Origin of the sequence: Halomonas almeriensis (genome assembly GCF_030409235.1) — a bacterium.
GTDB classification, from domain to species: domain Bacteria; phylum Pseudomonadota; class Gammaproteobacteria; order Pseudomonadales; family Halomonadaceae; genus Halomonas; species Halomonas almeriensis.
In genome coordinates, this window is the sequence record NZ_JAUFPO010000004.1 from 49,307 (window position 1) to 75,784 (window position 26,478).

General features: G+C 61.3%; 25 protein-coding genes. 13 read left to right on the plus strand and 12 right to left on the minus strand.

Going from position 1 to position 26,478, the window contains the following annotated elements; translation table 11 throughout:
- The 5 genes from QWY74_RS01750 to QWY74_RS01770 all read right to left on the minus strand — a co-directional run bounded on the left by QWY74_RS01750 (window position 1) and on the right by QWY74_RS01770 (window position 5,608).
- On the minus strand, window positions 1–1,212 hold the full coding sequence (locus QWY74_RS01750; protein ID WP_290313651.1) for a phosphopentomutase: 1,212 nt from the start codon (window positions 1,210–1,212) through the stop codon (window positions 1–3).
- On the minus strand, window positions 1,209–2,534 hold the full coding sequence (deoA, locus tag QWY74_RS01755) for a thymidine phosphorylase (protein ID WP_290313652.1): 1,326 nt from the start codon (window positions 2,532–2,534) through the stop codon (window positions 1,209–1,211). The genes QWY74_RS01750 and deoA overlap by 4 nt, the downstream gene beginning before the upstream one ends.
- On the minus strand, window positions 2,534–3,328 hold the full coding sequence (gene deoC / locus QWY74_RS01760) for a deoxyribose-phosphate aldolase (RefSeq protein ID WP_290313653.1): 795 nt from the start codon (window positions 3,326–3,328) through the stop codon (window positions 2,534–2,536). The genes deoA and deoC overlap by 1 nt, the downstream gene beginning before the upstream one ends.
- A 112-nt stretch (window positions 3,329–3,440) precedes the next feature.
- A complete protein-coding gene (locus QWY74_RS01765) occupies window positions 3,441–4,706 on the minus strand; it encodes a NupC/NupG family nucleoside CNT transporter (protein ID WP_264823799.1) in 1,266 nt (421 codons plus the stop codon).
- A gap of 77 nt (window positions 4,707–4,783) precedes the next feature.
- Window positions 4,784–5,608, minus strand: coding sequence for an outer membrane protein OmpK (locus tag QWY74_RS01770; RefSeq protein ID WP_290313654.1), 825 nt, complete (start codon window positions 5,606–5,608; stop codon window positions 4,784–4,786).
- A 253-nt stretch (window positions 5,609–5,861) separates the two neighbouring features.
- Between QWY74_RS01770 and QWY74_RS01775 the strand changes: the two genes are divergently transcribed.
- From QWY74_RS01775 to QWY74_RS01805, 7 genes are all read left to right on the plus strand, one after another.
- Window positions 5,862–6,602, plus strand: coding sequence for a DeoR/GlpR family DNA-binding transcription regulator (locus QWY74_RS01775; protein WP_264823797.1), 741 nt, complete (start codon window positions 5,862–5,864; stop codon window positions 6,600–6,602).
- 260 nt (window positions 6,603–6,862) lie between these two features.
- The gene (gene cyoA / locus QWY74_RS01780; protein WP_264823796.1) at window positions 6,863–7,903 is read left to right on the plus strand and encodes a ubiquinol oxidase subunit II; all 1,041 of its coding nucleotides are present in this window, start codon (window positions 6,863–6,865) and stop codon (window positions 7,901–7,903) included.
- Between the two features lie 3 nt (window positions 7,904–7,906).
- Window positions 7,907–9,889 carry a cytochrome o ubiquinol oxidase subunit I gene (gene cyoB / locus QWY74_RS01785; RefSeq protein ID WP_264823795.1) on the plus strand — a complete coding sequence of 661 codons (1,983 nt, stop codon included), beginning with the start codon at window positions 7,907–7,909 and terminating at the stop codon, window positions 9,887–9,889.
- Window positions 9,890–9,891: 2 nt separating this feature from the next.
- Window positions 9,892–10,506, plus strand: a complete 615-nt coding sequence (gene cyoC, locus QWY74_RS01790; protein WP_264823794.1) for a cytochrome o ubiquinol oxidase subunit III — start codon at window positions 9,892–9,894, stop codon at window positions 10,504–10,506.
- A gap of 1 nt (window position 10,507) precedes the next feature.
- Entirely contained in the window at window positions 10,508–10,837 is a 330-nt protein-coding gene (cyoD, locus tag QWY74_RS01795; protein ID WP_264823793.1) for a cytochrome o ubiquinol oxidase subunit IV, read from the plus strand.
- Window positions 10,795–11,739, plus strand: coding sequence for a heme o synthase (gene cyoE / locus QWY74_RS01800; RefSeq protein ID WP_290313655.1), 945 nt, complete (start codon window positions 10,795–10,797; stop codon window positions 11,737–11,739). The genes cyoD and cyoE overlap by 43 nt, the downstream gene beginning before the upstream one ends.
- Window positions 11,740–11,871: 132 nt before the next feature.
- Window positions 11,872–12,480, plus strand: coding sequence for a Yip1 family protein (locus QWY74_RS01805; RefSeq protein ID WP_264823791.1), 609 nt, complete (start codon window positions 11,872–11,874; stop codon window positions 12,478–12,480).
- Between the two features lie 112 nt (window positions 12,481–12,592).
- Here QWY74_RS01805 and QWY74_RS01810 read toward each other — a convergent pair whose 3' ends face one another.
- Both QWY74_RS01810 and QWY74_RS01815 read right to left on the minus strand, forming a co-directional pair.
- On the minus strand, window positions 12,593–13,747 hold the full coding sequence (locus tag QWY74_RS01810; RefSeq protein ID WP_290313656.1) for a pyridoxal-phosphate-dependent aminotransferase family protein: 1,155 nt from the start codon (window positions 13,745–13,747) through the stop codon (window positions 12,593–12,595).
- A gap of 106 nt (window positions 13,748–13,853) precedes the next feature.
- A complete protein-coding gene (locus QWY74_RS01815; protein ID WP_264823789.1) occupies window positions 13,854–14,696 on the minus strand; it encodes an IclR family transcriptional regulator in 843 nt (280 codons plus the stop codon).
- Between the two features lie 194 nt (window positions 14,697–14,890).
- On the opposite strand from QWY74_RS01815, the gene xsc reads away from it, so the two are divergent.
- The 3 genes from xsc (at window position 14,891) to QWY74_RS01830 (ending at window position 18,736) form a co-directional block, all read left to right on the plus strand.
- Entirely contained in the window at window positions 14,891–16,711 is a 1,821-nt protein-coding gene (xsc, locus tag QWY74_RS01820) for a sulfoacetaldehyde acetyltransferase (protein WP_264823788.1), read from the plus strand.
- 185 nt (window positions 16,712–16,896) lie between these two features.
- Entirely contained in the window at window positions 16,897–17,913 is a 1,017-nt protein-coding gene (pta, locus tag QWY74_RS01825; RefSeq protein WP_264823787.1) for a phosphate acetyltransferase, read from the plus strand.
- A gap of 22 nt (window positions 17,914–17,935) precedes the next feature.
- The gene (locus QWY74_RS01830) at window positions 17,936–18,736 is read left to right on the plus strand and encodes a sulfite exporter TauE/SafE family protein (protein WP_264823786.1); all 801 of its coding nucleotides are present in this window, start codon (window positions 17,936–17,938) and stop codon (window positions 18,734–18,736) included.
- Here QWY74_RS01830 and QWY74_RS01835 read toward each other — a convergent pair.
- Window positions 18,719–18,901: a hypothetical protein gene (locus QWY74_RS01835; RefSeq protein ID WP_290313657.1), complete on the minus strand. Its 183-nt coding sequence runs from the start codon at window positions 18,899–18,901 to the stop codon at window positions 18,719–18,721. The genes QWY74_RS01830 and QWY74_RS01835 overlap by 18 nt on opposite strands.
- Window positions 18,902–19,124: 223 nt before the next feature.
- Between QWY74_RS01835 and QWY74_RS01840 the strand changes: the two genes are divergently transcribed.
- A complete protein-coding gene (locus QWY74_RS01840; protein WP_290313659.1) occupies window positions 19,125–20,354 on the plus strand; it encodes an ABC-2 transporter permease in 1,230 nt (409 codons plus the stop codon).
- A gap of 370 nt (window positions 20,355–20,724) precedes the next feature.
- Here QWY74_RS01840 and QWY74_RS01845 read toward each other — a convergent pair whose 3' ends face one another.
- The 4 genes from QWY74_RS01845 to QWY74_RS01860 are packed head-to-tail and all read right to left on the minus strand — an operon-like array spanning window position 20,725 to window position 24,202.
- Window positions 20,725–21,105 carry a Lin0512 family protein gene (locus QWY74_RS01845; protein ID WP_290313660.1) on the minus strand — a complete coding sequence of 127 codons (381 nt, stop codon included), beginning with the start codon at window positions 21,103–21,105 and terminating at the stop codon, window positions 20,725–20,727.
- Window positions 21,098–21,451 carry a Lin0512 family protein gene (locus QWY74_RS01850; RefSeq protein ID WP_264823784.1) on the minus strand — a complete coding sequence of 118 codons (354 nt, stop codon included), beginning with the start codon at window positions 21,449–21,451 and terminating at the stop codon, window positions 21,098–21,100. Before QWY74_RS01850 ends, QWY74_RS01845 begins: the two co-directional genes overlap by 8 nt.
- 43 nt (window positions 21,452–21,494) lie before the next feature.
- Window positions 21,495–23,225 (minus strand): cobaltochelatase CobT-related protein, encoded by a 1,731-nt coding sequence (locus QWY74_RS01855; protein ID WP_264823783.1) that lies wholly within the window; start codon window positions 23,223–23,225, stop codon window positions 21,495–21,497.
- A complete protein-coding gene (locus QWY74_RS01860) occupies window positions 23,222–24,202 on the minus strand; it encodes an AAA family ATPase (RefSeq protein ID WP_264823782.1) in 981 nt (326 codons plus the stop codon). The genes QWY74_RS01855 and QWY74_RS01860 overlap by 4 nt, the downstream gene beginning before the upstream one ends.
- Before the next feature lie 399 nt (window positions 24,203–24,601).
- Between QWY74_RS01860 and QWY74_RS01865 the strand changes: the two genes are divergently transcribed.
- The gene (locus tag QWY74_RS01865; RefSeq protein ID WP_264823781.1) at window positions 24,602–24,985 is read left to right on the plus strand and encodes a nuclear transport factor 2 family protein; all 384 of its coding nucleotides are present in this window, start codon (window positions 24,602–24,604) and stop codon (window positions 24,983–24,985) included.
- Window positions 24,986–25,032: 47 nt separating this feature from the next.
- Window positions 25,033–26,469, plus strand: coding sequence for an NAD(P)/FAD-dependent oxidoreductase (locus tag QWY74_RS01870; RefSeq protein ID WP_264823780.1), 1,437 nt, complete (start codon window positions 25,033–25,035; stop codon window positions 26,467–26,469).
- The last annotated feature ends 9 nt before the right edge of the window (window positions 26,470–26,478 follow it).

Consider the following 26,478-nt stretch of genomic DNA (forward strand, 5'->3'; position numbering starts at 1 on the left):
TCAGTTCTCCGTCAGAAAGGTCTCGCCGTCGTCCATCGGCGCCAGGTCGAAGTAGTCGGCCAGGCTCTGGCCGATATCGGCGAAGCTGGTGCGCGCGCCCAGGGAACCGGCGGAAAGGCCGCCGCCCAGGGCGAGAATCGGGATGTGCTCGCGGGTATGGTCGCTGCCGTGCCAGGTGGGGTCACAGCCATGATCGGCGGTCAGGATCAGCAGGTCGTCGTCGCGGAGTCGGGCCAGCACTTCCGGCAGGCGCGCATCGAAGTGCTCGAGGGCGGCGGCATAGCCGTCGACGTCGCGACGGTGGCCGTAGACCATGTCGAAATCGACGAAGTTGGTCATGATCAGGCTGCGCTCGCCATCCTCGGCCATGGCGTCGAGGGTGGCGTCGAACAGGGCATCGTGGCCACTGGCCTTGATGCTGCGCGAAATGCCGCAGTGGGCATAGATATCGGCGATCTTGCCGATGGCGGTGACCCGGCCGTCGGCCTGGCAGAGTCGCTGCAGCACGGTGGGCGAGGGCGGCTCGACGCTGTAGTCGCGGCGATTGGCGGTGCGCGCGAACGTGGCGGCATCCTCGCCGTTGAAGGGGCGGGCGATGACGCGGCCGATGTTGTAGGGCTCGAGCAGGCGACGGGCGGTCTCGCACAGGCGGTAGAGGCGCTCAAGGCCGAAGCTGTCCTCATGGGCGGCGATCTGGAAGACCGAGTCGGCCGAGGTATAGACGATCGGTTGGCCGCTGCGCACATGCTCCTCGCCGAGTCGGGCGATGATCTCGGTGCCCGAGGCATGGCAGTTGCCGATCACGCCGGGCAGCTCGGCCTCACTGATCAGGGCGTCAAGCAGTTCGGCGGGGAAGCTGTTGTCGGGGTCGCTGAAGTAGCCCCAGTCGAAACGCACCGGCACACCGGCGATTTCCCAGTGTCCCGAGGGCGTATCCTTGCCGGAGGATACCTCGCGGGCATGGCCGTAGGCGCCGCTCACGCTCGTCGGTGGCGTCATGCCCTGCGCCCAGTGGCCGGTGCTCTCGTGGTGGGCGTGGAGCAGGCCGAGCCCGGCCAGGTTGGGGAGCTGCAGTGCACCTCGGTGTGTCGAGGCGGCGCATTCGCGGGCGATATGGCCCAGGGTGTCGGCGCCGGCATCGCCGAATTGCTCGGCGTCAGGCGCGGCGCCGATGCCGAAGGAATCGAGGACGAGCACGATAGCACGTGTCATGGGGCCTCCCGGCGAATGGTGTCGTGAATCAGGATCGGTGAAGCGGTGGCCTCACCGAGTTCGATGGCGTCGAGCAGCTGGCGCTCGGCACGCTCGGCGTCCTCCTGGCGACGGGCATGCAGGGTGGCGAGCGGCTGACCGGCTTCCAGGCGGGTGCCCAGCTCGGCGATATCGGCCAGGCCCACGGCATGGTCGATGGCGTCGTCGGGGGAACGTCGTCCGCCGCCCAGTTCGACCACTGCCATGCCCAGGGCGCGGGTATCCATGGCGCGCAGGTAGCCGCTGTGCGGTGCCAGGACCGGGCGGATTATCGGTGCCGTCGGCAGGTACTGGTCCGGCGCGCTGACGAAATCCGTCGGCCCACCCAGGCCGGCCACCATAAGGCCGAAGCGCTCGGCGGCGTCGCCGGAGCTCAGGGCCCGCTCGAGTTGTTGCTCGGCACTCGCCTGATCCTGGGCCAGGCCGCCAGCCATCAGCATCTCGATGGCCAGGTGACGGGTCACCTCGAGCAGCCGGCCGGTGCGGCGCTCGCCGCTGAGCACGGCCAGGGCTTCGCGCACTTCCAGGGCATTGCCCGCGCACGGGGCCAGCGGCTGACTCATGTCGGTGAGCACGGCCGTGGTCGAGGTGCCGGCGCGGCTGGCGACCTCGGCAATGGTCTCGGCGAGCTGCCGGGACGCTTCCTCGGTGGGCATAAAGGCGCCACTGCCAACCTTGACGTCCATGACCAGGCCATCGAGGCCGCAGGCCAGTTTCTTGCCCAGGATGGACGACACGATCAGCGGCAGCGACTCCACGGTGGCGGTGACATCGCGCACCGCGTAGAGGCGCTTGTCGGCCGGCGCCAGATCGGCGGTCTGGCCGATGATGGCCACGCCGACTTCCTTGACCAGTTGCCGGAAGGTGGCGGTATCCGGCGAGACGCTATAGCCGGGGATGGACTCCAGCTTGTCCAGGGTGCCGCCGGTGTGGCCGAGGCCGCGGCCGGAAATCATCGGCACATGGCCACCGCAGGCGGCGATCCAGGGGCCGAGGATCAGCGAGACCACGTCGCCCACGCCGCCGGTGGAATGCTTGTCGATGACCGGGCCGGGCAGGCCGAGTGCCGACCAGTCCAGCACGTCGCCGGAGTCGCGCACGGCCTCGGTTAACGCAACGGTCTCGGTGGCGTTCATGTCATTCAGGAAGATGGCCATGGCCAGTGCGCCGACCTGGGCATCACTGAGGCGACCATCACGGATGCCGCCGATCAGTTCATTGATGGTCGCGGCATCCAGGACCTGGCCATCGCGTTTGGCGCGAATGGCTTCCTGGGGCAGCATCAGTAATCGACCTCCTCGTCATCATCCAGGCCTTCCATGTCGATACCGCCGACCACGCCGATGGTTTCGAGCAGGTTGTCGAGCAGGCCGGAGGCGCCGAAGCGGAAGTGCTGCGGGCTGACCCAGTTGGCGCCCATGATGCGTTCGGCCAGTTGGATGTATGCCTGGGCATCCTCGGCGGTGCGTACGCCACCGGCGGCCTTGAAGCCGACTTCGCCGCCATGGTCACGAATGACTTCGAGCATGACTTCGGCGGCTTCCAGGGTGGCATTGACCGACACTTTGCCGGTGGAGGTCTTGAGGAAGTCGGCACCGCCATGGATGGCCAGTTCCGAGGCACGACGAATCAGGGCCGCATCGGCCAGCTCGCCGGTTTCCAGAATGACCTTGAGCGTCTTGTCGCCCGCAGCGGCCTTGCACATCTCGACCAGCTCGCGGCCGGTGTCTTCGTCGCCCTGCTGCAGGGTACGGTAGGGAAAGACCACATCGACTTCATCGGCACCTGATGCCACGGCTTCGCGTGTTTCGCGGGCGGCGGCCATGATGTCACTGCCACCCTCGGGGAAGTTGGTGACCGTGGCGATCTTGATGGTGTCGTTCAGACGATGCGCGGTGAGCGCGCGGCGGGCGGGGACGATGAAGCGTGGATAGACGCAGACAGCCGCCGGGTTGCCGACCGGTGTCTTGGCGCGTTGACACAGTGCCTCGATGCGCGCGTCAGTGTCGTCGTCGTTCAAGCTCGTCAGATCCATTAGGGTCAGCGCCTGACGGGCAATCCGTGTTAGGTCGTTCATGGCGTGCTCTCTTGAAAGCGTGGGAGCGGAACCCAAAAGGCTCCATGCAATGGCAGCGGGATGGTTGCGCCTGGGACGCGAAAGGGGGCCCGGGGCCCCCTTTGGTCATGGCTCATGCGCCCAGGGCGATGAAGAAGCCGGCGATGGTCGCCGACATCAGGTTGGACAGCGTACCTGCCAGTACGGCCCGGATGCCAAACTGCGCAATCTCGTGTCGACGGCTGGGGGCGATGCTGCCCAGGCCACCCAGCAGGATGGCAATCGAAGACAGGTTGGCAAAACCGCACAGGGCAAAGGACAGCACCGCCTTGGTGTGCGTGCTCATGGCCTCGCCGGTGGCGGCGACGACTTCTTCGCCACTGATGTAGGGCGCCAGGTTGATATAGGCGACGAACTCGTTGACCACCAGTTTCTGGCCGATGAAGGAGCCGGCCAGGGTGGCCTCGGACCAGGGAATGCCTAGCAGGAAGGCCAGCGGCGCGAACAGCCAACCGAGGATCTGCTCGAGGCTCAGGCTTTCCATGCCGAACCAACCGCCGACGCCGCCGAGAATGCCGTTGACGAGAGCGATCAGGCCGATGAAGGCCAGCAGCATGGCGCCCACATTGGCGGCCAGGCGCAGGCCAGATGACGCCCCGGACGCCGCGGCGTCAAGCACATTGCTGGGCTTGTCCTCGGCCTCGAGCTCTTCCTCGGCCGTGGATACGCTGTCGTTGGGGGGCTCGGTCTCGGGCACGAGAAGCTTGGCGAACAACAGCCCGCCCGGTGCGGCCATGAAGGAGGCGGCCACCAGGTACTCCATGGGAATACCCAGGGCGGCATAGCCGGCCAGTACCGACCCCGCGACCGAAGCCAGGCCACCGCACATCACGGCGAACAGCTGTGACTTGGTCATGCGATTGATGAAGGGGCGAACCACCAGCGGCGCTTCCGTCTGACCGACAAAGATGTTGGCCGTGGCCGACAGCGACTCGGTGCGCGAGGTGCCCAGGGCTTTCTGCAGAGCACCGCCGAGGATGCGGATGATCCACTGCATGATGCCGAGGTGGTAGAGAACCGCGGTCAGCGAGGAGAAGAAGATGATGACCGGCAGCACCTTGAAGGCAAAGACGAAGCCGACTTCATCCGGTTTGGCCAGGTTGCCGAACAGGAAGTCGATGCCGTCGTTGGCATAGGTCACGACCTGACTGACGGCATCGGAGACCGTGCCCAGCACGGCCTGGCCGAAGGGCACATAGAGCACGAAGGCGCCCAGCCCGGCCTGGATGGCAAAGGCGCCGACCACGGTGCGCAGGCGAATGGCACGGCGGTTGACGGAGAACAGCAAGGCGATGGCGATCAACGTCGCCATGCCGACGAAACTCATGATCAAGGTCATGGCAATGTCCTTGTGGTCGTTGGCATGAGGGCCCGGGGGCCCTCATGGCCGTTTGGCTGGAGGTGCAACCGGGCGGCTTACAGGAAGTTGTACTTCAGCGTGTAGATCATGGCGTTCTGGTAGTCGTCGGCCGTGCCCAGCTTGTCGTTGGCGTAACGGTACTGAATACCCGTGGTGATTTCCTCTACCGGGTGCCACCACAAGCTGACTGCACCGTTGGTGCCGGTGCTGCCGGCCGGGCCGTTGACGTAATTCTGCTGCAGATATTCCTCGTCGCGGTCGAAGGTCTGCTCGTGCCAGTTGCTGACGCTGAAGTTCTGGCCATAGGCCTGGAAGTCGTAGCCGAGCACCCAGCCGAGCATGTAACCGTTCTGGCCACTGTAGGCGTTGTCGTCGCTTTCCACCCAGGCCTTGCCTAGGAAGGGCTTGAACCACAGGCCATTGTCGAAGGTATGACGATAGCCGAAGCCGGCGATGCGATCCTGCTCCTTGGACTCGAACCCATAGTCACGAAAATCGTAGACATGGAAATACAGCGAGAACGGAGAATCTCCCAGGTAAATATGCGAGGTGACCTTGGCCGCGCTGCGACGGTTATCGCGTCCATCTTCTTCGGATTGGTCATTCTGCGGGTTCTCGAAGTCGTAGAAGCCGTAGAATTCGCCCCAGTCGAAGCCGACGCCACCCTCGAGCTCGAGGTAGAAGAAATCACCCTTGGCCGCATTGGTCGAGGTGCGGCTCTCGGTGCCGTTGGACCAGTCGAGATAGTTGACGGAGACATTGCCGAACGACCAGAGCGGTGTCATTGCCGAGCCTTCCTCGGCAGCCGCCGGCAGAGCGGCGACCGTCAGGGCTAGACCGGACAGGGGGGCGAGTCGTGTCAGGGCGGTGGAGCGCAGCATATTGAATTACCTTGAATATTGTTGTCGTGTGATGCCTGGTGTTGGAAGGACGCTCATCACGGACAGCGTGGTGGATAGCGAGCAGCCCGCCGGACTTGATGGGGCCTGACGCCTCTGTTATTAAATTAACGCGTGGATGTTATTTTATTAACATTCGTGGCCGCAACCCCGATCCTCAACGGGGCGTGAACGAGCCGGCCGGTGGGCCTGTCCATGTCGGGCAGTTATGCAGCAGTCAACGGGAGAGCAGCGAGTGAATGAACGCAGTGAAGCGCGCCTGGCGTACCTGACAGCCTCGCTGTCCCGAGGGGGTAGTTTGCGCCTGGCCGAGGCGGCCGTGCTGTGCGGTGTCTCGGAGATGACGGTGCGACGCGACCTGGCCAATGCCGAGAGTGGCCTGGTTCTGGTGGGTGGCCTCCTGATGCGCGCTGATGACCCGCGGCATGCTTCCGCGTATGACCTCGCCGTCCAGCATGATCGTCATGCCGAGAGCAAGCAGCGGCTCTGTGACAGGGCATTGGCGATGCTTGAGGAGGGCGATACGCTGTTCATCGATTGCGGCACCACCCTGATGCCGCTGGCCACTCAGCTACCCACCGAGCTCTCGCTGACCGTGGTGACTTATGCATTAAACGTGGCCGAGGCCGTCAGCCAGCGGTCCGGCGTACGCCTCTGGCTGCTGGGCGGCCTGTACCAGGCGTCGTCATGCTCCTTCGAAGGCGACGAAATGGTGGACACGCTCGCTCGACTGGGCATCAACAAGGCGTTTCTCTCTGCGGCCGGGGTGCATCCCCAGCGGGGGCTGAGCTGCTTTCATTTTCACGAGGTGGCCCCCAAGCAGGCAGCCATTGCCTCGGCGCAGCGGCGAATCCTGGTGGTCGACTCCAGCAAGCATGGGCTTGTCAGGCCGGCGCGCTTTGCCGATCTGGGTGATATCGACGAAGTCATCAGCGAGGATGCCGATGCCCTGGTGCGAACGGGTGCGACATCCTGACGCAATAAGCCCCTTCCCATTCCGCGCCCAGACCATCAGAATATGTGCCTAGCGGCACTCTCTTCCGAGTGCGTCGATGTCGCAGCGAGTCGACGACCCGGGAAGTGGCCGTGATTGAGCCCGAAGCGCTCTCCACGACGGTTGAGTCAGATGTGTATGTACATGCCAGCGACCCGCGCGGGAGAGCGCTTCGGCGCATGCATTGCCTGCTGAGCTCAAGCGGGTACGCGTTCGCCGCCAAGCCCTGATGAGGTTGAAACATGAGAAGAAATCCCACCCTGCGCATGCTCGGTGTCCTGCTGCTGCTTTCGCTGCCAGTGCTGTTGGCGGGCTGCAGTTCGGCACTGATGGACCCCAAGGGGCAGATCGGGGAGGAGCAACGTACCCTGATCCTGACCGCTTTCGGTCTCATGCAGATTGTTGTCATTCCTGTGATCGTCATGACGTTGCTGTTTGCCTGGCGTTATCGCCGCAGCAACAAGGATGCGACCTATTCGCCTGACTGGTCTCATTCCAACAAGATTGAGGCGGTCGTCTGGTTTATCCCCTGTGTCATCATTCTGTTCCTGGCCGTTCTGACCTGGTACACCTCGCACAGTCTTGACCCTCACAAGGCCATCGCGCCTGACGAGGACCAGCATGAGCCCATGGAAATCCAGGCGATTTCCCTGGATTGGAAGTGGCTGTTCGTCTACCCCGAGCAGGGGATTGCTACCGTCAACGAAGTGGCTTTCCCGGTAGACACGCCGGTGCGCTTCCGCGTGACATCGGGCTCGGTGATGAACTCCTTCTTCATCCCCCGACTGGGCAGTCAGATTTATGCCATGGCTGGCATGGACAATGATGTCCACCTGGTCGCCGATGACACCGGCACCTATCCGGGTCGCTCCACCAACTATAGTGGTGCAGGCTTCTCGGGCATGACCTTCGACGCGCATGTCGGGACTCAGGACGAGTTCGAGGCCTGGGTGGAGGACGTCAAGACCTCCCCCGACTCACTCGGATATCCCGAAGAGTATTACGAACTGGTCACACCCAGTGTGCACGACGATGTTCAGTACTTCTCCAACGTGGCGCCCTCGCTCTATGAGCAGGTGGTTAAGAGCTTCCATGCTGGCGGCAACCATGCTGAATACATGGAGACCTATGTGGATGCCAGCGTAAGAGAAACCCTTGGACATGGCGGTGGTCATGGCGATGGCCATGGTAGCGATCATGGCGAAGGGCATGGCGACGATTCCGAGTCTCACAATGATTCCGAGTCTCACGGCGAGTCCATGAGCGCGGAGGCAGCGGAGTAAATTATGTTCGGTAAACTCTCATTCGATGCAATACCGCTCCACGACCCCATCATCATGGTGGTCGCGATGGGCATTGCGATTGGCGGTGCCGTTGTGGTGGGCGCATTGACCTACTTCAAGAAGTGGAAGTGGCTGTGGACGGAGTGGCTGACGTCCGTTGACCACAAGAAACTGGGCATCATGTACTTCCTGGTGGCGCTGGTCATGCTGGTTCGCGGCTTTGCCGACGCCATCATGATGCGGACCCAGTTGGCCATGGCGGCCGGTGGGGCGGAAGGTTATCTACCGCCCAGCCACTATGATCAGATCTTCACCGCGCATGGCGTTATCATGATCTTCTTTGTCGCCATGCCCATGGTCATCGGCCTGATGAATCTGGTGGTGCCGCTGCAGATTGGTGCCCGGGATGTGGCGTTCCCGTTCCTCAACAACCTCAGCTTCTGGCTGTTTGTGGCCGGTGTCGCGCTGGTTAACGTCTCCCTGCTGCTGGGTGAGTTCGCCAAGACGGGTTGGCTGGCATATGCGCCACTATCGGGCATAGAGTACAGTCCAGGGGTGGGCGTCGATTACTGGATATGGGCGTTGCAGATATCGGGTATTGGTACGACGCTGACCGGTATCAACTTCTTCGTCACCATCCTGAAGATGCGCACCAAGGGCATGAAGCTGTTCCGCATGCCGATCTTCACTTGGACGTCGCTGTGCGCGAACATCCTTATCATCGCGTCCTTCCCGATCCTGACCGCGACCATCGCGCTGTTGACGCTTGACCGTTACTTTGGTTTCCACTTCTTTACCAATGATTTCGGCGGTAACATGATGATGTATGTTAACCTCATCTGGGCCTGGGGCCATCCTGAGGTGTACATTCTCATCCTGCCGGCGTTCGGTGTCTTCTCTGAGGTCATTGCGACCTTTGCGCGCAAGCGGCTGTTTGGTTATACCACCATGGTCTGGGCGACGGCGGCTATCACCCTCCTGTCGTTCATCGTCTGGCTGCACCACTTCTTCACCATGGGGGCGGGGGCCAATGTCAATGCCTTCTTCGGCATTGCGACCATGATTATCGCCATACCCACGGGCGTGAAGATCTTCAACTGGCTGTTCACCATGTACCGCGGGCGTCTCCAGTTCACCTCGCCGGTGCTGTGGACGCTGGGCTTCATCATCACCTTTACCCTGGGTGGCATGACCGGGGTGATGCTGTCGGTCCCGGCGGCCAACTTTGTGTTGCACAACAGCCTGTTCGTCATCGCCCACTTCCACAACGTCATCATCGGCGGCGTGGTGTTCGGCATGCTGGCGGGTCTGACGTACTGGTTCCCCAAGGCCTTCGGCTTCAAGCTGGATGAGAAGTGGGGCAAGCGTTCCTTCTGGTTCTGGATCGTCGGCTTCTATGTGGCCTTCATGCCGCTTTATGTGCTGAGCTTCTTCGGTGCTGTGCGTCGCATGCAGTCCTACGAGAATGGCGACTGGCAGCCGCTGATGATTATTGCCTGGTTCGGCGCCGTGCTGATCCTGATCGGTATCGCATGCACGGTAATCCAGTTCCTGGTCAGCATTCGCGACCGTAAGAAGAACGCGGACGTCACCGGCGATCCGTGGGACGGCCGTACGCTGGAGTGGTCCACGTCATCCCCGGCGCCGTTCTACAACTTCGCTCATGAGCCCGAGGTCAACGACATCGATGACTTCTGGAACAAGAAGCAGGCCAATGGCGGCAAGCCACCTCGTTCCAAGCCACCCTATCAGGACATCCACATGCCCAAGGATACCTGGGAAGGTCCGTTGATCGGCCTGTTCGCGACCGTCTTCGGCTTCGCCTTGGTGTGGCACATCTGGTGGCTGGCTATTGTCGGTGGCCTGGCAACCTTCGCGGTCTTCATGGCGCGCGTCTTCAGAGATGATGTGGACTACTATGTCCCGGCGGCTGAAGTCGAGCGAATCGAGCGCGAGCACCAACAACGTGTGGAGATGCAGGCGTAATCATGGCTACCGATACCCTTAGCAACCACCAGGATCATGCCCACGAGCATGATCACCACGATACCGCGGGCACCAAGATCTTCGGTTTCTGGGTCTATCTGATGAGCGACCTGGTGATCTTCGGATCACTGTTTGCCACCTATGCCGTGCTCCTCGGGGGCACGGCCGGGGGCCCGACCGGTGCCGATATCTTCGAGCTCGACCTCATCCTGATCAGTACCTTCATGCTGCTGGTGAGTAGTTTCACCTATGGCATGGCCGTCCTGGCGATGAACGCCGACCAGGTCGACAAGGTCAAGAAATGGCTGGCCATTACCTTCCTGTTGGGTGCCGGCTTCATCGGGATCGAGATCTACGAGTTCCAGCACCTGATTCATCTTGGCTATGGCCCGGATCGCAGTGCCTTCCTGTCGGCGTTCTTCACCCTGGTGGGCACTCACGGTCTGCACGTCTTCTTCGGCCTGGTCTGGATCATCGTCATGCTGATCCAGCTGCAGAAGAAGGGGCTGACCGACATGACTCGCCCGCGGATTATGTGCCTGAGCCTGTTCTGGCACTTTCTGGACATCGTCTGGATCTGCGTTTTCTCCTTCGTCTACCTGATGGGAGTCCTTTGACATGAGCGGACATGCCTCTCACGAAGAACACAGCCACGGTAGCGTCAAGTCCTATGTGATCGGGCTGATCCTGTCACTGGTGCTGACCATCATTCCCTTCGGCATCGTCATGACCGATGCCATGGGAACCAGTGCCACGGTGATCATCATTGTGGCCACGGCAGTGGCTCAGCTGCTGGTGCAGCTGGTGCTGTTCATGCATATGAACACCAAGGCCGACGAGGGCTGGAACTTCATGTCCTTTGTTTTCACTGTGTCGATCCTGGTGCTGGTCATTGGAGGTTCCGTATGGATCATGTTCAATCTGCATCAGAACATGATGATCGGCTGACGCCGGCGACCCCTATGCGCAATGACTACCTGACCATCACCAAACCCGGCATCATCGGGGGCAATACGATCGCCGTGCTGGGCGGCTTCTTCCTGGCCGCCCGCGGTGATATCGATGCGCTGCTGTTGATCGCCACGGTGGCTGGTCTGGCACTGGTCATCGCCTCGGGCTGTGCGTTCAACAACGTTATCGACCGTGATATCGATGCGCTGATGGAGCGCACTCAGTCCCGCCCGCTGGTCCAGGGCCGTCTCACGCCAGCGGCAACGCTTCGCTTCGCGACCCTGCTCGGGGTCGCGGGCTTTGCGCTGCTCGGGCTTTTCACCAACTGGGTGACCTTCGGGTTGGCCGTGTTCGGCTTCGTCATCTATGTGGGGGTCTACAGCCTCTACATGAAGCGCTATTCCGAGTATGGCACCCTGGTGGGCAGTCTCTCCGGTGCCATGCCGCCCGTGGTGGGGTATTGCGCGGTGACCGGACACTTCGATACCGGGGCCTTGACCCTGCTGGTGATTTTCTGCTTATGGCAGATGCCGCATTCCTATGCCATCGCCATCTTTCGCCGTGAGGATTATCTGGCGGCAAGGATTCCCGTGCTGCCGGTGGTCAGGGGAAATCGCACCGCCAAGCATTATATCCTCGGCTACATCCTTGCCTTCGTGCCGGCCTCTTTGGCGCTGAGCGTGGCCGGCTACGCTGGTCCCGGGTATTTTGTCGTGGCCCTGGTCATGGGCATCTACTGGCTCTACCTGGCCATGCAAGGTTATCGGGCCAGTGATGAAGAACGCTGGGCCAAGCGGGTCTTTGCCTTTTCGATTATCACCATCACGGCATTGAGTCTGATGATGTCGGTGGATGCCAGCCTGCCTTCCGGGCCACCGCTCTTGACGGCGTTGACCTGAATCGGTTTTTCCCTTGCCAACAAAGCATCCGGGGGAGCGTTTTCGCCGGATTCATGCTTATAATGAGAGTGTTTCAGTCACGCAGTGGATTGACGGGCCGCCCCGGGCCTGTCCCCGGCAGGAGCTAGAGCTATGCTGACGCATGTATGGGGCCTGATGGCTCATCCGAATCGCGAGTGGAAGCAGATTAAGGAAGAGCGCGAAACGCTCACTCACCTTTACGAACATCATGTTCTGCTGCTGGCGGCCGTGCCGGTCGTCTGCTCTTATATCGGCACGACCCAGGTTGGGTGGAGTCTGGGCGGTGGCACTACCATTCAGCTCGGCTATCTTGACGCCTTGGGCGCCGGTGTCGTCTTCTATCTGGTGATGCTGGCGGCGGTCTATGCGGTCGGCAAGGTCATTCGTTACATGGCCAAGCGCTATGCGCACAACCCACCCAAACAGAGCCAGTGCATTGTCTTCGCGGGTTATGTGGCCACCCCGATGTTCCTCAGTGGTGTCGTGGCGATATATCCCCTCATTTGGCTGTGCCTGCTGGCCGGCACCATCGGGCTGTGTTACACCGCCTACCTGCTTTACCTAGGTATACCGGCCTTTCTGAACATCAGCCGAGATGAGGCCTTTGTCGTGTCCAGTACGACCCTGGGCTTCGGCGTGCTGATCCTCGAGGTGCTGCTCGGCATGACGGTGCTGCTGTGGGGCTACGGTGAACGCATTATCCTGACGCTGCTGAGCTGATTCGCCGGTATCGCGGCGCGCCCCTGCGGGGCGGGGGTGGTAACGGCCGTTAATGGTCGGAAAACCTAACGGGCAACCTTCGGGTTGCCCGTGGCTTTTGGGTGGACGAGGGTCATTCGCCGGGTGCCGGGGCACCGCTGGCGGATACTCGACTGAGAGCGGTTTGCAGGGAGGAGAGTGTAGCCTGGGTATCCAGCAGTTTATCCAGGCCGAACAGGCCAAGGCGCACGCTTCGGAAGCTTTCCCCTTCATCACACATCAGGGCAACGCTGTCGCTGACCTGCAGGCCGGCTTCGGCAAAGGTGTCCACAAGCCTCGGTTGATCCGCGTAGCTGACCACCACGGTGGGGGCCTGGTATTCCCGTGCCGCAATACTCTTGAACCCATGCTCTGCCAGAATGTCATGGGCCTGGGTGCCCAGGGCGATCTGCTTCTCGCGAAGTTCGTCGACCCCATGGGCCTCGATTTCGCGCATGTTATCGCGCAGTTGTCGCAAGCCGTCGGTTGGCAGTGTCGCAGCCTCGTTGTGGGGCTCATCCGACTCGAAGCCTTCCATGATCGACAGCCACCTGCCCAGGTCACAGGCATAGCTGGTGCTGCGGGTCTCGTCGATGATCTCGCGGGCTAGCCGGGACAGCATGACCATGCCGCAGCAGGGCGTGCTGCTCCAGCCTCCCTGGGGGCTGGCAATCAGTACATCGACGCCGATCTCCAGCATGTCGACCCAGGCGGCCCCGGAGGCCGTGCTGTCCAGAATGAACAGGCCATTTTCCTGGTGTATCGCTTCGGCAATCTGTCTCATGTACTCGTCGGGCAGCATCAGGCCCGAGGAGCTGTCGACATGCGGAGCGAAGACGATATCCGGCTGCTGGTCACGGATGGTCTCGACGATATCCTCGATCGCGGGCAGTACAAAAGCTCCCTTCGGGTCGCTTTCATCCTGACGCGCTGCCTTGCGAACATTGCGCTCGGCCGGGATGCGCCCTTGATCCAGCATCTGGCTCCATCGGTAGCTAGCATCCCCCGTGCGAACGACCAGACAGCGACGCTCGGTGCCGAACTGTCGTGCCACGGCTTCCATGCTGAATATTTCGCTGCCTGGCACGATCGCGGCGGATTGCGCCCTGTACACCCGCTTGAGGGTGGCGGAAATGTCCTTCATCACTTGCTTGAACGGGATCGAAAGGGGATTGAGCGCACGATCCGTGTGGACCACCGAGTAGTCCAGCAGTCCATTCGGGCCGTCAGTGGGGGACGGGCTGGCCATTGAAATCTCCCTGGGTTGGTAAGGGCTTGGTGCATGGCTCCGAGGATATGCCGAATTCTTCTTTCGGGCCAGAGGTTCGCCTTCCCAAGCCGACGCGAGCGGCCGTTCAGCGGTTCACTCTGGAGGGGTTGCCGTCCACCACCCCCTGTTCCGGGGTCACCGACAAAGCCTCCTGGTTGATGTTGGCGATGGCCTCGGCGGCGCGTCTCAGCGCGGGCAGACACGAGAGTGCCTTGTCGCGGCTCATGCGCATGACCGGCGCCTGGATGGCCAGTCCCGTGTTCGAGGGCCCATCCCGGTTGGGTACCAGTACGGCGATGCATAACAGGCCGGCAAGAAATTCCTCGTCGTCGAAGGCATATTCCTCGCGGCGCACAATATCGATTTCGGCTTCCAGTGCTTCGGGGTCGGTCAGGGTATTGGCGGTAAAGGCATTCAAGGGCACCTGATTCAGCAGTCGGCGGCGCTGGGCAGGGGCCAGCTGAGCCAGAAACAATTTGCCACTGGCGGAGCAGTGGACGGGCACCCGGGAGCCGGGATGCAGATAGAAGCGCAGCGGCGCCGAGGTTTCCACCCGGTCCAGGTACAGCACTTCGCCACCGGATAGCGCCGTGATATTGCAGCTCTCGCCGACTTCCTCGACAAGCTCGGCCAATATGGCATGGCGAGCCCCCTGGATTGTGTCATTGAGCAGAAGCGTCTCGGCCAAGCGTCGCAACCGGCCGCCCTTGCTGTAATGTCGGCCATCGGCTTCGCGCTGCAGCATGCCTGAAGATTCGAGCTGCTGGAGCATGCGATGCAGAGTGGGCTTCGGCAGGCCGGTTTCGTCGACCATTCCTTGCAGGGTGAAAAACTGGTCTTTCCCCGCGATGACTTCCAATAGGGCTAGCAAGCGCTGTGCCGGCGTATCGCCCTCGAGGCGAGTCATATCGGTTCGATGAGTGGTCATGGTCAGCTCTCCTTTGATACCAAGGTACCTTGTTCCTATAAAGAGATCAATTTGTATCGTTTTATGGAATATTTGTTGACGAGGTTCATCGGCGACGCTACTTTGTTTAAAAGTTTCATATATCGGAACTTTTCATATCACTAACCGGTTTTCGGCTGGCTGGACCATCCAGAATGCTTCCGAGGAGGACTTTCATGAGCGACCACGACACACAAGATACGCGCCAGGCGGTGAAAGGAAAGCAGAAGATGACGCCTTCGGAGGCCTTCGTCGAAACGCTGGTGGCCAATGGGGTGACCGACATGTTCGGCATCATGGGCTCGGCGTTCATGGATGCCATGGATATCTTCGCGCCGGCCGGTATTCGACTGGTGCCGGTGGTTCACGAGCAGGGCGCGGCGCACATGGCGGACGGCTATGCGCGAGTTTCGGGACGTCATGGCCTGGTAATTGGCCAGAATGGACCTGGCATTTCCAACTGCGTGACCGGTATCGCGGCAGCCTATTGGGCGCATAGCCCGGTAGTGATCGTCACGCCGGAAGCGGGCACCACCGGCATTGGCCTGGGTGGTTTCCAGGAATGCCAGCAATTGCCCATGTTCCAGGAATTCACCAAGTACCAGGGGCATGTGACCCATCCGTCACGCATGGCCGAGTATACTGGCCGTTGTTTCGACCGAGCGATGTCGGAGATGGGACCGACCCAGCTCAATATTCCGCGCGACTATTTCTATGGCGAGATCGAGGCCGAGATTCCCGAGCCGTCGCGCCTCGATCGGGGCCCGGGTGGTACCCGCACCCTCGACGAGGCGGCGGAGCTCCTGGCCAGTGCCAGATTCCCGGTGATCGTTTCCGGTGGCGGCGTGGTCATGGCCGACGGTGTCGAGGCCTGCCAGGCACTGGCCGAGCGGCTGGGCGCGCCTGTGGTCAACAGCTATCAGCACAACGACTCCTTCCCGGCCAGTCATCCGCTATGGTGCGGCCCGCTGGGTTATCAGGGCTCCAAGGCCGGCATGAAGCTGATCGCCCAGGCCGATGTCGTGGTGGCGCTGGGTACCCGACTCGGGCCGTTCGGTACCCTGCCTCAGCACGGTCTGGACTATTGGCCGAAGGACGCCAAGATCATTCAGATCGACGCCGACCACAAGATGCTCGGCCTGGTGAAAAAGATTGCCGTGGGTATCTGCGGCGATGCCAGGGACGCCGCCGTGGCGATCACCCAACGGCTGGGCAGCCGTGAACTGGCCTGCGATGCGACCAAGGCGCAGCGTGCCGAGCAGATCGCCAGCGAGAAAGACGCCTGGGAGCGCGAGCTCGACGAGTGGGCGCACGAGAAGGATCCATTCAGTCTCGACTCCATCGACGAAGCTCAGAACGAGACCCCGTTCTCCGGCGGTGAGTACCTGCATCCGCGTCAGGTCCTGCGTGAGCTCGAGAAGGCCATGCCGGAAGACGTGATGGTCTCAACCGATATCGGCAACATCAATGCCGTGGCGCACAGCTATCTGCGTTTCGAGAGGCCGCGCAGCTTCTTCGCGCCGATGAGTTTCGGCAACTGCGGCTACGCCTTCCCCACCATCATGGGCGCCAAGGTGGCGGCACCGGAGCGTCCGGCGATCGCTTACACTGGTGACGGTGCCTGGGGCATGAGTCTGATGGAGACGATGACAGCGGTGCGCCATGACATTCCGGTGACCGCGGTGGTGTTCCACAACCGCCAGTGGGGGGCGGAGAAGAAGAACCAGGTGGAGTTCTACAATCGTCGCTTCGTGGCCGGTGAGCTGGACAATCAGAGCTTCGCCGAGATTGGCCGGGCGATGGGTGCTGAAGGGATTACCGTAGATCGGCTCGAGGACGTGGGGCCGGCGCTCACCAAGGCGGTCGATATGCAGATGAACGAAGGCAAGACCTGCATCATCGAGATCATGTGTACCCGCGAACTGGGCGACCCCTTCCGCCGAGACGCACTCAAGAAGCCGGTGCGGCTGCTGGAGAAGTATCAGGACTACGTTTGAGCAACGGCTGATTGCTTGCTGCGCTCGACGACCCACAGGGATGTGGGAAGTGCGTTGGTGCGTAGGGAACGAACCTAGCGATCTTGGCCGCTGACGATGCTGGTACGCCAGCCCGGTCGTATCCTCATTGAGTCGCCAGCCGACACCAGAAACGGCGCTCCGGCGGCAGAGACGGGAGAGCATACATGAAAGCCTTGAATCGGATTCTCGACCGAGCGCGTCGCGACCCGCGCCGCATTGTGCTCTGCGAGGGGCTGGACGATCGTGTCCTGCAGGCTGCCGTCAAGGCGACCGAGGAGGGGGTCGCCAGGATTCTCCTGGTGGGAAATGCCACTGCCATGACCGAAAAGGCGAGGGAACTGGGCATCAGCCTGGCGGCTGTAGAGCTGATCGACCCGGCCGATTCGCCGCTCAAGGCGAGCCTGGCCGAGGCACTGTTCTCGTTGCGCGAGAAGAAGGGGATGATCCGGGAGCAGGCCGAGGTGGCGGTGTGCGAACCGCTTTGTTTCGCCAATATGCTGGTGCGAGAGGGCCATGCCGAGGGCAGCGTGGCAGGGGCGGTGAACACGACTGCCGATGTGGTACGCACGGCCATTCAACTGCTCGGCCTGGCGCCCGGTTGCCAACTAGTGTCGAGCTTCTTCCTGATGATGCTGTGTCAGCCATTCCATAGCCTCAAAGGCGGTCTGATCTTCTCCGATTGCGGCCTGGTCATCGATCCGGATGCCGAGCAGCTCTCGCAGATTGCCATGGCGGCGGCGGAAAGCGCCCGGGTCCTGTTGGGCGAGGAGCCGCAGGTCGCGATGCTGTCATTTTCCACCAGTGGCAGTGCCAAGCATGCATCGGTCGACAAGGTGGTCGAGGCGGCACGCCAGGTCAAGGCGCGGCATCCCGAGCTGGCCATCGATGAAGACGTGCAGCTCGATGCGGCCATCGTCGCCGAGATTGCCGAGCGCAAGCTTCCCGAGTCCCGGGTCAAGGGCCATGCCAATGTCCTGGTCTTCCCCGATCTCGAGGCCGGCAACATTGGTTATAAACTGGCCGAGCGTATCGGTGGCGCTATGGCCATCGGGCCCTTGCTGCAGGGACTGGCCAGACCGGCCAACGATCTGTCGCGGGGCTGTAGCGTCGACGATATCGTCAATGTGATTGCCGTGACCGCCGTTCAGGCACAGAACGCCTCTTTACGCCGAGCGTCGTGATCTTCATCCGAAGGAACGGCGCATGATCCCCTTGACCGCAGGGCTTGAGCCCGGAGTGCTGTTGGCCACGCTGGCGATCATGGCGGTGGCCGGCTACTTGCATACGGTGTCGGGGTTCGGCCTGGGCATGATCGTGATGGGCGCCGCCGGCGGGCTCGGGATCGCCTCGGTCCCGGTGCTGGCGGCGGTGGTCAGTCTGGTGACTCTGGTCAACAGTGCCGTGGCGTTGCCCGGAGGGTGGCGGCGCCTGGACAAGCGTCGGGTGGCGGCGCTGGCGGTGGGGGGCATTCCCTTCATCGGGCTGGGAGTCTGGGCGCTGTCGTGGTTGAACGCCACCTTTGCCGGCGTGCTCACCCTGCTGCTTGGTACCATGGTGCTCTACGGCGGGATCAGCATCGGCCTGCGCCCTCATCCCCGCGAACGGGTCTCGGCGGCTTGGACCTTCACCCTGAGCGGCGCCTTGACGGGATTGTGCGGCGGGCTCTTCGGTGTGCCGGGCCCCCCCCGTCATCTATCACTGCTATCGCCAGCCCCTGCCCCTGGAAACCATCAGGCTGCTGCTGATCCTGTGCTTCGCCATCACGTCCGGCGTTCGTACCCTGTTCGTCGCTATCCAGGGTGGCTTGACGATGGACGTGTGGCGCCTGGCGTTCTGGGCGGCGCCGGTCGTGGGGCTGGCCACCTGGCTGGGCCGACGCTACCCACCGCCATGTTCGGCGAACACCATGCGCCAGGTTGCCATGCTGGCCCTGATCGGCCTGGGGGTGGCCATTGTGATAAAGAGTGTCGTCTCATTGGCAGCGAGTTAAGGGGTTTTCCTTAGCCGCCACTCACCGTCCTTGATCGACAGGAAGGCGGCGATTGCTGCGGTGGCGATGACGTGGGTGGTGGCGTTGTCCGGGTCGTGGACGTCGAGGCCGCCGTGTACCACCGAGATCTGCGGCCGGTCGCATTGGGGAAGAGCATTCGGCTTGTCTTGCGCGAGCAAGAGTGCGCATTGAGATAAAGTCTTCGCTAGCTGCTTGTGGAGGAGATGGCTTTCGCCAACGAGCGCGTTGAGATATGATCGTATCTTATTCTCGATAAACGTTGAGTCGAAGAAGATATCCCAAATTGGAGTTTGGTGTGGGGTCCCGGATGATCAGATTGCGAGAGAAGTGGTCGCTGGCTTCTGTAATAAATATCTAATGGCTTTTTCTATGACTCATGCCATGGACGAGAAGAAAGGAGGTTGGCTCCTTCATTTAGGTGGAAAAAGCTGGGTTGGCAGTGCCGTCGTAGGGGGTAGTGCACTGCTGGGTTTGATGATCGCCTTTTATCAGCCTGAGATAAGCGGGGCTTTTCCATTTCCTCTTTTGGAGGGAGATACGAGTTTCTCTGATGAGATTGTTTGGAGTGCCATCGCCTTTTGGGGATTGTTTTTTGGAGTGGCTTTTCTGGCGTGGGTTAAAGAGATGGCCAGAGATAAGAAAGCCCATGACCTTCAGGATGAATTAAACCAGAATATTGCGCAAGTGGCTGATATAGCACTGACGATGCCGCCAAAGGAGTATCTTCAGTGGTACGCAAGGCTTTTCAATGAGGCGGAAGCCGAGGTCGAAAATGCGCACTATGGGATTTCCTGGGCTTTAGAGTATGACAAAGAGGAAATGGCGTCTTGGCGTGCATATACAGATCAGGCGATACGTCTCGTGCTCGATTCTATCTTGAACTTGGCCATTGAGTTTGACTCTCCGCATGACCATGATCGTCCGAATTATTCTGTAGGAATATCGTGGATTATACCAAAGAAGGATCTCCCCGAGCCTGATTACCCCGAGGTCTGGCGTCTAGCGTCACCGTTGACACGCCATGCAACGCAGGATGCTTTCATAGCGAGCAGTGACCTTTTGATGGTGCACGATGTCAACCTAACAACGACACCGTACACTGATGCACAGCCAGATGCTGAGAGTATGCCAGCTGTTGTCATGGGGTGGGAAGATACTGAACAGATTTCGGCCCATGTGAATCTTCCTGGGCCACCGTTGGCCTTCGACGAACCCAAATATTGCTGGGTGGAGGACTCGTTTCTTGAACCGGAAAAACTCGCTGAGTACGGTGACAGTGCACAACAGAGGGTTTTAGAGTATTTTAAGGCCCACCCTGCTCAGCGTAGCTGTCTGTCGATGCGGATCAGCGGGATGACCCCTACCGTCGAAGACCCAACGCCACTGGCCATACTGACCCTGTGCAGGGAGACACCCAACATCATGGGAGAGCGGAAACGCGCCACGATGTTCTATCATCAGATAACTCCCTTCTTGAGTCTGCTTTTTCGGCTTTGCTGGCTGAGGCTACAGATCGACGTGCATGACGGGCGGGTCATTAGGCTGTACACTGAACTCCACGAGCCCCCTAAAGCGGAGGAGCAGAGTGATGAATGCGAACAACAAGAGTAAGCCTCGAGTGCACATGACGGCCCGGGCACGCGGACAGGCTGAGGCCCGCGGATATTGTGTTGTCAGTTCTGCGGACGTTAAAGGGCAGGCGATCAATGGGGCTGAACGGCAGAAAGTCCATCAGAAGCGCCACAGGAATGCCTTGGAGACGGTGCGGCTCCATCGTGAAGAGCTCTCCATCTGATCACCTATCCTATATTGGTCTTCTCTGGCAGGTGATGTGACCTCAGATCCAACGATAGGTCCCCTCTGTTACATAGCCTGAAAAGGCTATGAAACGGGGGCTTACCTGTTGAAGAATCATCCTGGACTTGGAACCGCTGGAGCGCAGACCTCACTGCCGGTGAGGTCTGCATGTTTCGGGTGGGGGCTAATGCTCAACCGCCGGGGGGCATAGCCGCCACTCACCGTCCTTGATCGACAGGAAGGCGGCGATTGCTGCGGTGGCGATGACGTGGGTGGTGGCGTTGTCCGGGTCGTGGACGTCGAGGCCGCCGTGTACCACGCTCACCTCGGCGCGGCCGCGGGGCAGTTCGGCGGCTACCGCTTCGGCGCCGACCCGTTCGGGTTTCTGGACACCGATGGTCACCTGGACCCGCATCTCGCGATGGTCGTAGCCCAGCGATTTGAACAGCACGATGGATGAGTGGTGCAGGGCGTCCTGCACGGCACGGCAGGCGGCCTTGGTGTAGTCCTCGCCGTAGAGGTCGTTGCCGCTGCCCATTTCCAGGATGAGGCGTCGCTCAGGCATGTTCGGGCTCCATGTCGAAGGAGACGATGACGGCGGCGTTGGCGATCACGCTGGTGCCGCTACCGTCGGGTTTTTCCACGTCCAGTCCGCCCTTGATCAGCCTGACCGATGGCTGGCCGTACGGGAAGATTCCCAGCAGGGTCGCGACTTCCACGGCCTCGGGCTGCTGGATACCGATCTCGACGTCGATCAGCATGGCCTCTTTGGGAAAGTCGAGGGCATCGGCGATGTTGAGCGAGTTGTGCCACAGGGCATCGCGGATCGCCCGCGCTGCGGCCTCGGTGTAGTTGTGGCTGCGGATCGAGGTGCCCATGCCGAACTGGTGCACCAGGCGTGTCTTGGCCATGTCGGTCTCCTTGATCATGACGAGAAACTTGCTTCCTGGATCGTCAGCGTCGGTGACGACCACCGATCAGCGCGACGATCTCGTCGAACAGGTGGCTGTCCAGTGCCTGGGTCATGTCGGTGGCGAGGCAGCGACGATAGAAGGGACTGAGATCCAGGCCCACTCCCAGGCCGAGGATTTCCACGTGACCTTCCCGGGTACGCCGGGCGATGACGTCCTTGAGGTGGTTGTCCAGATAGTAGGTATCGTTGGTCAGGTTGGTGGCGCTGTCGGCCGGGCAACCGTCTGAGATCACGATCAGCATGCGTCGCGATTCCGGGCGGCCGAGAAGGCGCTCGCAGGCCCAATCCACCGCCTCGCCGTCGATGCCCTCACGAAACAGATCTGGCTTGAGCAAGGCGGCGATATCGTTACGTGCGCGTCGCCAGCTACGTTCGGCCGACTTGACCACCAGGTGGCAGACTTCGTTGAGGCGGCCCGGGTGGCGCGGTCGGCCTTGCCGCATCCAATCCTTGTAGGCCCGGCCGCCGTTCCAGGCGCCGGTGGTGAAACCGAGCAGTTCGGTACTCGCACCGATCATTTCCAGGGCACGAATCAGGCTCTCGGCCATCAGCGTCACCGGTTCGATATGGTGCTTCATGGAGCCCGAGCAGTCGATGAGCAGGCTGACCGCGCAATCGGCACCTAGCTTGTGCTGGTCTCGATAGAAGAGGCGGCGCTCGGTCGGCGAACTGACCAGCTGGGCCAGGCGGCGTCCGTCGATGTGGCCCTCTTCCTCGCCGAAGGCCCGGCCATCGGGTCGGGGCTCGCAGAGCACGGTAGCGAGCCTCCGCGCCAGGCGAGGCAGGTTGATGCCTTGCTCGGCGGTCGCTCGATCAAGATGTTCACGGTATTCGCGCAGCAGGGCGCGACGCACCAGGTGGCTGGCCGTGACCTCGCGGTCGTACCGGGTCGTGAAGACCCGATAGGTCTGGGCGGTGTCCTCGAAGACCTTGCTGTGACCGGTCGTCGCGGCGGCAACGCCATCATCGTCGCCCTCGGCATCGTCAAGATCGAGCAGCAGGGCGAACGCCTCCCTGGTCGTCTCGTCCGCATCGCCTGGATCGTCTTCGTCGGCCTGGGCGCGTTCGACGCGCACTCGGTCACCGACGATTCGAGCGATGGCCAGGGCATGTTCGGCATAGGCGGCCTGGTTATCGCGATGGCGACGCAAGCCGGCGAGCGCCGTGCCCAGTTCGTTCACCAGGGATGCCCGAGTGCTCTCGATATAGTCCTCGGTTTCCTCCAGCACGGGGCATGCGTTCAAGCGCGACCAGCCCATCTGAGCGACGGTATAGACCAGCATGCCGATGCTGCCCTCGGTGAGCCCGGAGCGGTAGAAGTCGCGGGACCAGCTCGAAAAGCGTCGGTGCAGGTTGTCGCGCATGCCCGGCATATCGCGGGGTGTCCGGGTTTCCGTTCTCAACTGTTCGAGCAATTCGAAGATCAGCCGCTCGACCGAACCCTCGGGCCGTAGACGGCGGTGCAAGTAGGTATCGGAGTGCAGCAGACGCAGGGCCATGCCGTCGGCGACGGCACGACAGTCGGCGAAGTTGTCCTGACCGGGGTCGATACGCAGGTGGGGCGCATGGGTCGGCAATCGCACCTCACCACGGTAGAGGCGCCGTCCGCGATAGTGCAGGTCGGCATCCCCGGTCAACGCACGCAGGCTAGCGGCGCACAATTCCTCGATCCGTTGCTGGCGGAGCGCCTGCTGCTGGGCGCTTGCGGTCATGAGGAAGCGGCCTCCTGCATCCAGGATTCATCGAGTTCCGCACCGAAACAGCGCTGGTAGTACTCGGCGACGATGGGGCGTTCGGCTTCATCGCACTTGTTGAGGAATGACAGCCGGAAGGCGATCGCCGGGTTGCGGAAAATCTCGCAGTTTTCCGCCCAGGTGATGACCGTGCGTGGCGACATCAGGGTCGACAAGTCGCCGGCGGCAAAGCCTTGCCGCGTCAGGTTGGCCACCGCCACCATGGCGGTGATCAACTCGCGTCCTCTCTCGGAATCCTTTGATGGCACGCGTCCCAGTACGATGGCGGTCTCTTCTTCACGGGGCAGGTAGTCGAGCTTGGCGACGATGTTCCAGCGATCGATCTGGGCGTGGTTGAGCACCTGCGTGCCCTGGTAGAGCCCCGTGAGGTTGCCGAGCCCCACGGTGTTGGCGGTGGCGAAAAGACGGAAGTGGGGGTGGGGCTGAATCACTCGATTCTGGTCGAGCAGGGTGAAGTTGCCGTCGCGCTCCAGGATGCGCTGGATGACGAACATCACGTCCGGCCGACCGGCGTCGTACTCGTCGAAGATCAGTGCCACAGGTCGTTGCAGCGACCAGGGCACGATACCTTCCTGGAACTCAGTGGCCTGCTGGCCGTCGCGCACCACAATGGCGTCCTTGCCCACGAGATCGAGGCGACTGATATGGCCGTCCAGGTTGACGCGCAGGCAAGGCCAGTTGAGTCGGGCCGCCACTTGTTCGATATGCGTCGACTTGCCGGTGCCATGCAGCCCCTGAACCATCACCCGGCGGTTGCGGGTGAAGCCGGCCAGGATCGCCAGGGTCACGTCGGGATTGAAGCGATAGGCCTCATCGATCTCCGGCACGTATTCATCGCGCTCGCTGAAGGCAGGCACCTGCAGGTCACTGTCGATGCCGAAGAGCTCGCGTGCCGAGCGCATTGTGTCGGGCTGGGCATACATGGGATCTGTCATCACTATCTCCTCGGCCCGTCGGGACCGTTTCCATGGGGCCCGGTCCTTGTCACGGTGGCCGGGCTTGGCGACCGGGAATGTTTCGAGCATATAATGGTTTCATAAAAAGAATCAAATGGTACCGTTTTATGGAATTTGGATTGTTTGGCAGATTTCTCACGGAGGTGGCTCATGAAGGGTTTTCTGATCATCGGCTGTGGCGTCATCGTCATGATGTTGTCTCTCCTGGTGGGGAGTTCATCTGATGGCAATCGACTGGCCCAATGTTCAGTTGGCATCTGGCGCTAATGCCGGTCATGCACAGTCAGTACTCTCGTGGTGATCAAAGGACAAGGGACCGAATCTTTGGCCCTTTTTCGCACGCCTTGCGTGAACGGAATACCAGCCCAGGAGACAACAATGAGCCAGCCCACCGTGGAACTGCTTGAAGCCTTTAGTGATGCCTTGAACCGTCATGATATCGATGCCGTGATGGAGTTGATGACCGATGATTGCGTGTTTCATGCCATCGCCGGTCCGGAGCTGATGGGGAAGAGCTTCGTGGGGCAGGGAGAGGTTCGCCAGGCACTGGAGAATGCCTGGAAGACCGCACCCGATGCTGCCTGGATCGATGGCGAGCATTTCGTGGTCGGCGATCGTGGCGTTTCCGAGACTACATACTGCGGCACGACTACCGAGGGGGATCGCTCCGAGGCGCGCATGGTGGATGTCTTCACCTTCCGTGACGGCAAGATCGCCGTGAAGAATGCTTTCCGCAAAAATCGACCGCCGGTCAATGCCTGACAGGGGCACAAGCGATTCATGGCATTCAGAAGGCGAGGAGTCTGATCATGGAGACAGTATCGCGAGAAGAGGTGAAGGCCAGTGGGAGCACCGCGCCTTCCCGACCTTACGATCCAGCTTATGATCCACTGAAGAGTGCGACACCGGGACAGGGGCGTGATTATGCGCCCACCTACTGGATCGATACCGCGGGTGAGCCGCCGGAGGATGATGGTCCGGTTAGTGGTGACATGGATGCCGATGTTGTGATCATCGGTTCCGGCTTTACCGGGCTGAGCGCGGCCATCTTCCTGGCTCGCGAGCATGGCATCAAGGCGACCGTGCTCGAAGCCAATCGTGTCAGCTGGGGGTGCTCTACACGCAATGGCGGACAGGCGCAATGTGCATCCGGCCGACTGAAGCGCTCGCAATGGATTCAGCGCTATGGTCTGGATGCCGCGCTCAAGCTTCATGAAGAATGCCTGGCCGGCATGGCGACCTTCAAGGCGTTGATCTCCGATATCGATTGTGATCCTCAGCCTGGTGGGCACCTCTACGTCGCCCACCGGGACAAGGTCATGCCGAGTCTGGAAAAAGAGGCCAGGCTGTTGCGCAATACTTTTGGCTATGATGCCCGGATTCTGGATGCCGAGACGGTCAAGCGTGACTGGATGGGAGATCAGGAAGCGGCCGGCGCCATGCATGAACCCGAAGGAATCGGCATCCATGCCGGCAAGCTGGCCTTTGGCTACCATCGCAAGGCGCGTGAGCTGGGCGTGAAGATCCATCCGTCGAGTCCGGTGATGGGCTTCGAGACTCGAGGTGGTGTTCACTATCTTCAAACGCCGGGGGGCGTGGTCAAGGCGCGTGCCGTGGGTATCGCCACGGGAGGGTACACCTCCCAGAGTCTTCATCCCTCGCTGAAGAACCGATTGCTGCCGATTCTCTCCAATTCCATCGTCACTCGCCGGCTGACCGATGATGAGATCGCGTCATGCAACCTGTGGACGCACCAGGTGATCACCGATACGCGGATCCTGAGGCACTACTACCGCCTGTTGCCGGACAAGCGTCTGCAGATAGGCAGCCGAAGTGCGATCACGGGTCGTGAAGCGCCACAGAAGAAGTACGAGGACCAACTGATCCATGACGTGCATCGCAAGTTCCCGACCCTCCAGGGAATCCAGATCGACTATTCCTGGTGGGGATGGGTCGACGTCAGTCACGACATGATGCCGCGTATCCATCAGCCCGATTCTCGTGAGACGGTCTATTATGCGCTGGGTTATGGCGGTAACGGGGTGATGTATTCCGCCCAGGCCGGTCGTCGGCTGGCCCAGTGGATTGCCGGGCAGGGGCAGGAGCTCGATCTGCCGATATTCACGTCGAGACTGCCGTATCCCAATGTTCGCGAAATGGTCGAGTCTCGGGCGTTTGCCCCTTTCCGGCGCCTCGGTCAGCGAATGCTGTATCGCTGGTACCACCTGAAGGACGAGGTGTTATGACACCGGGCC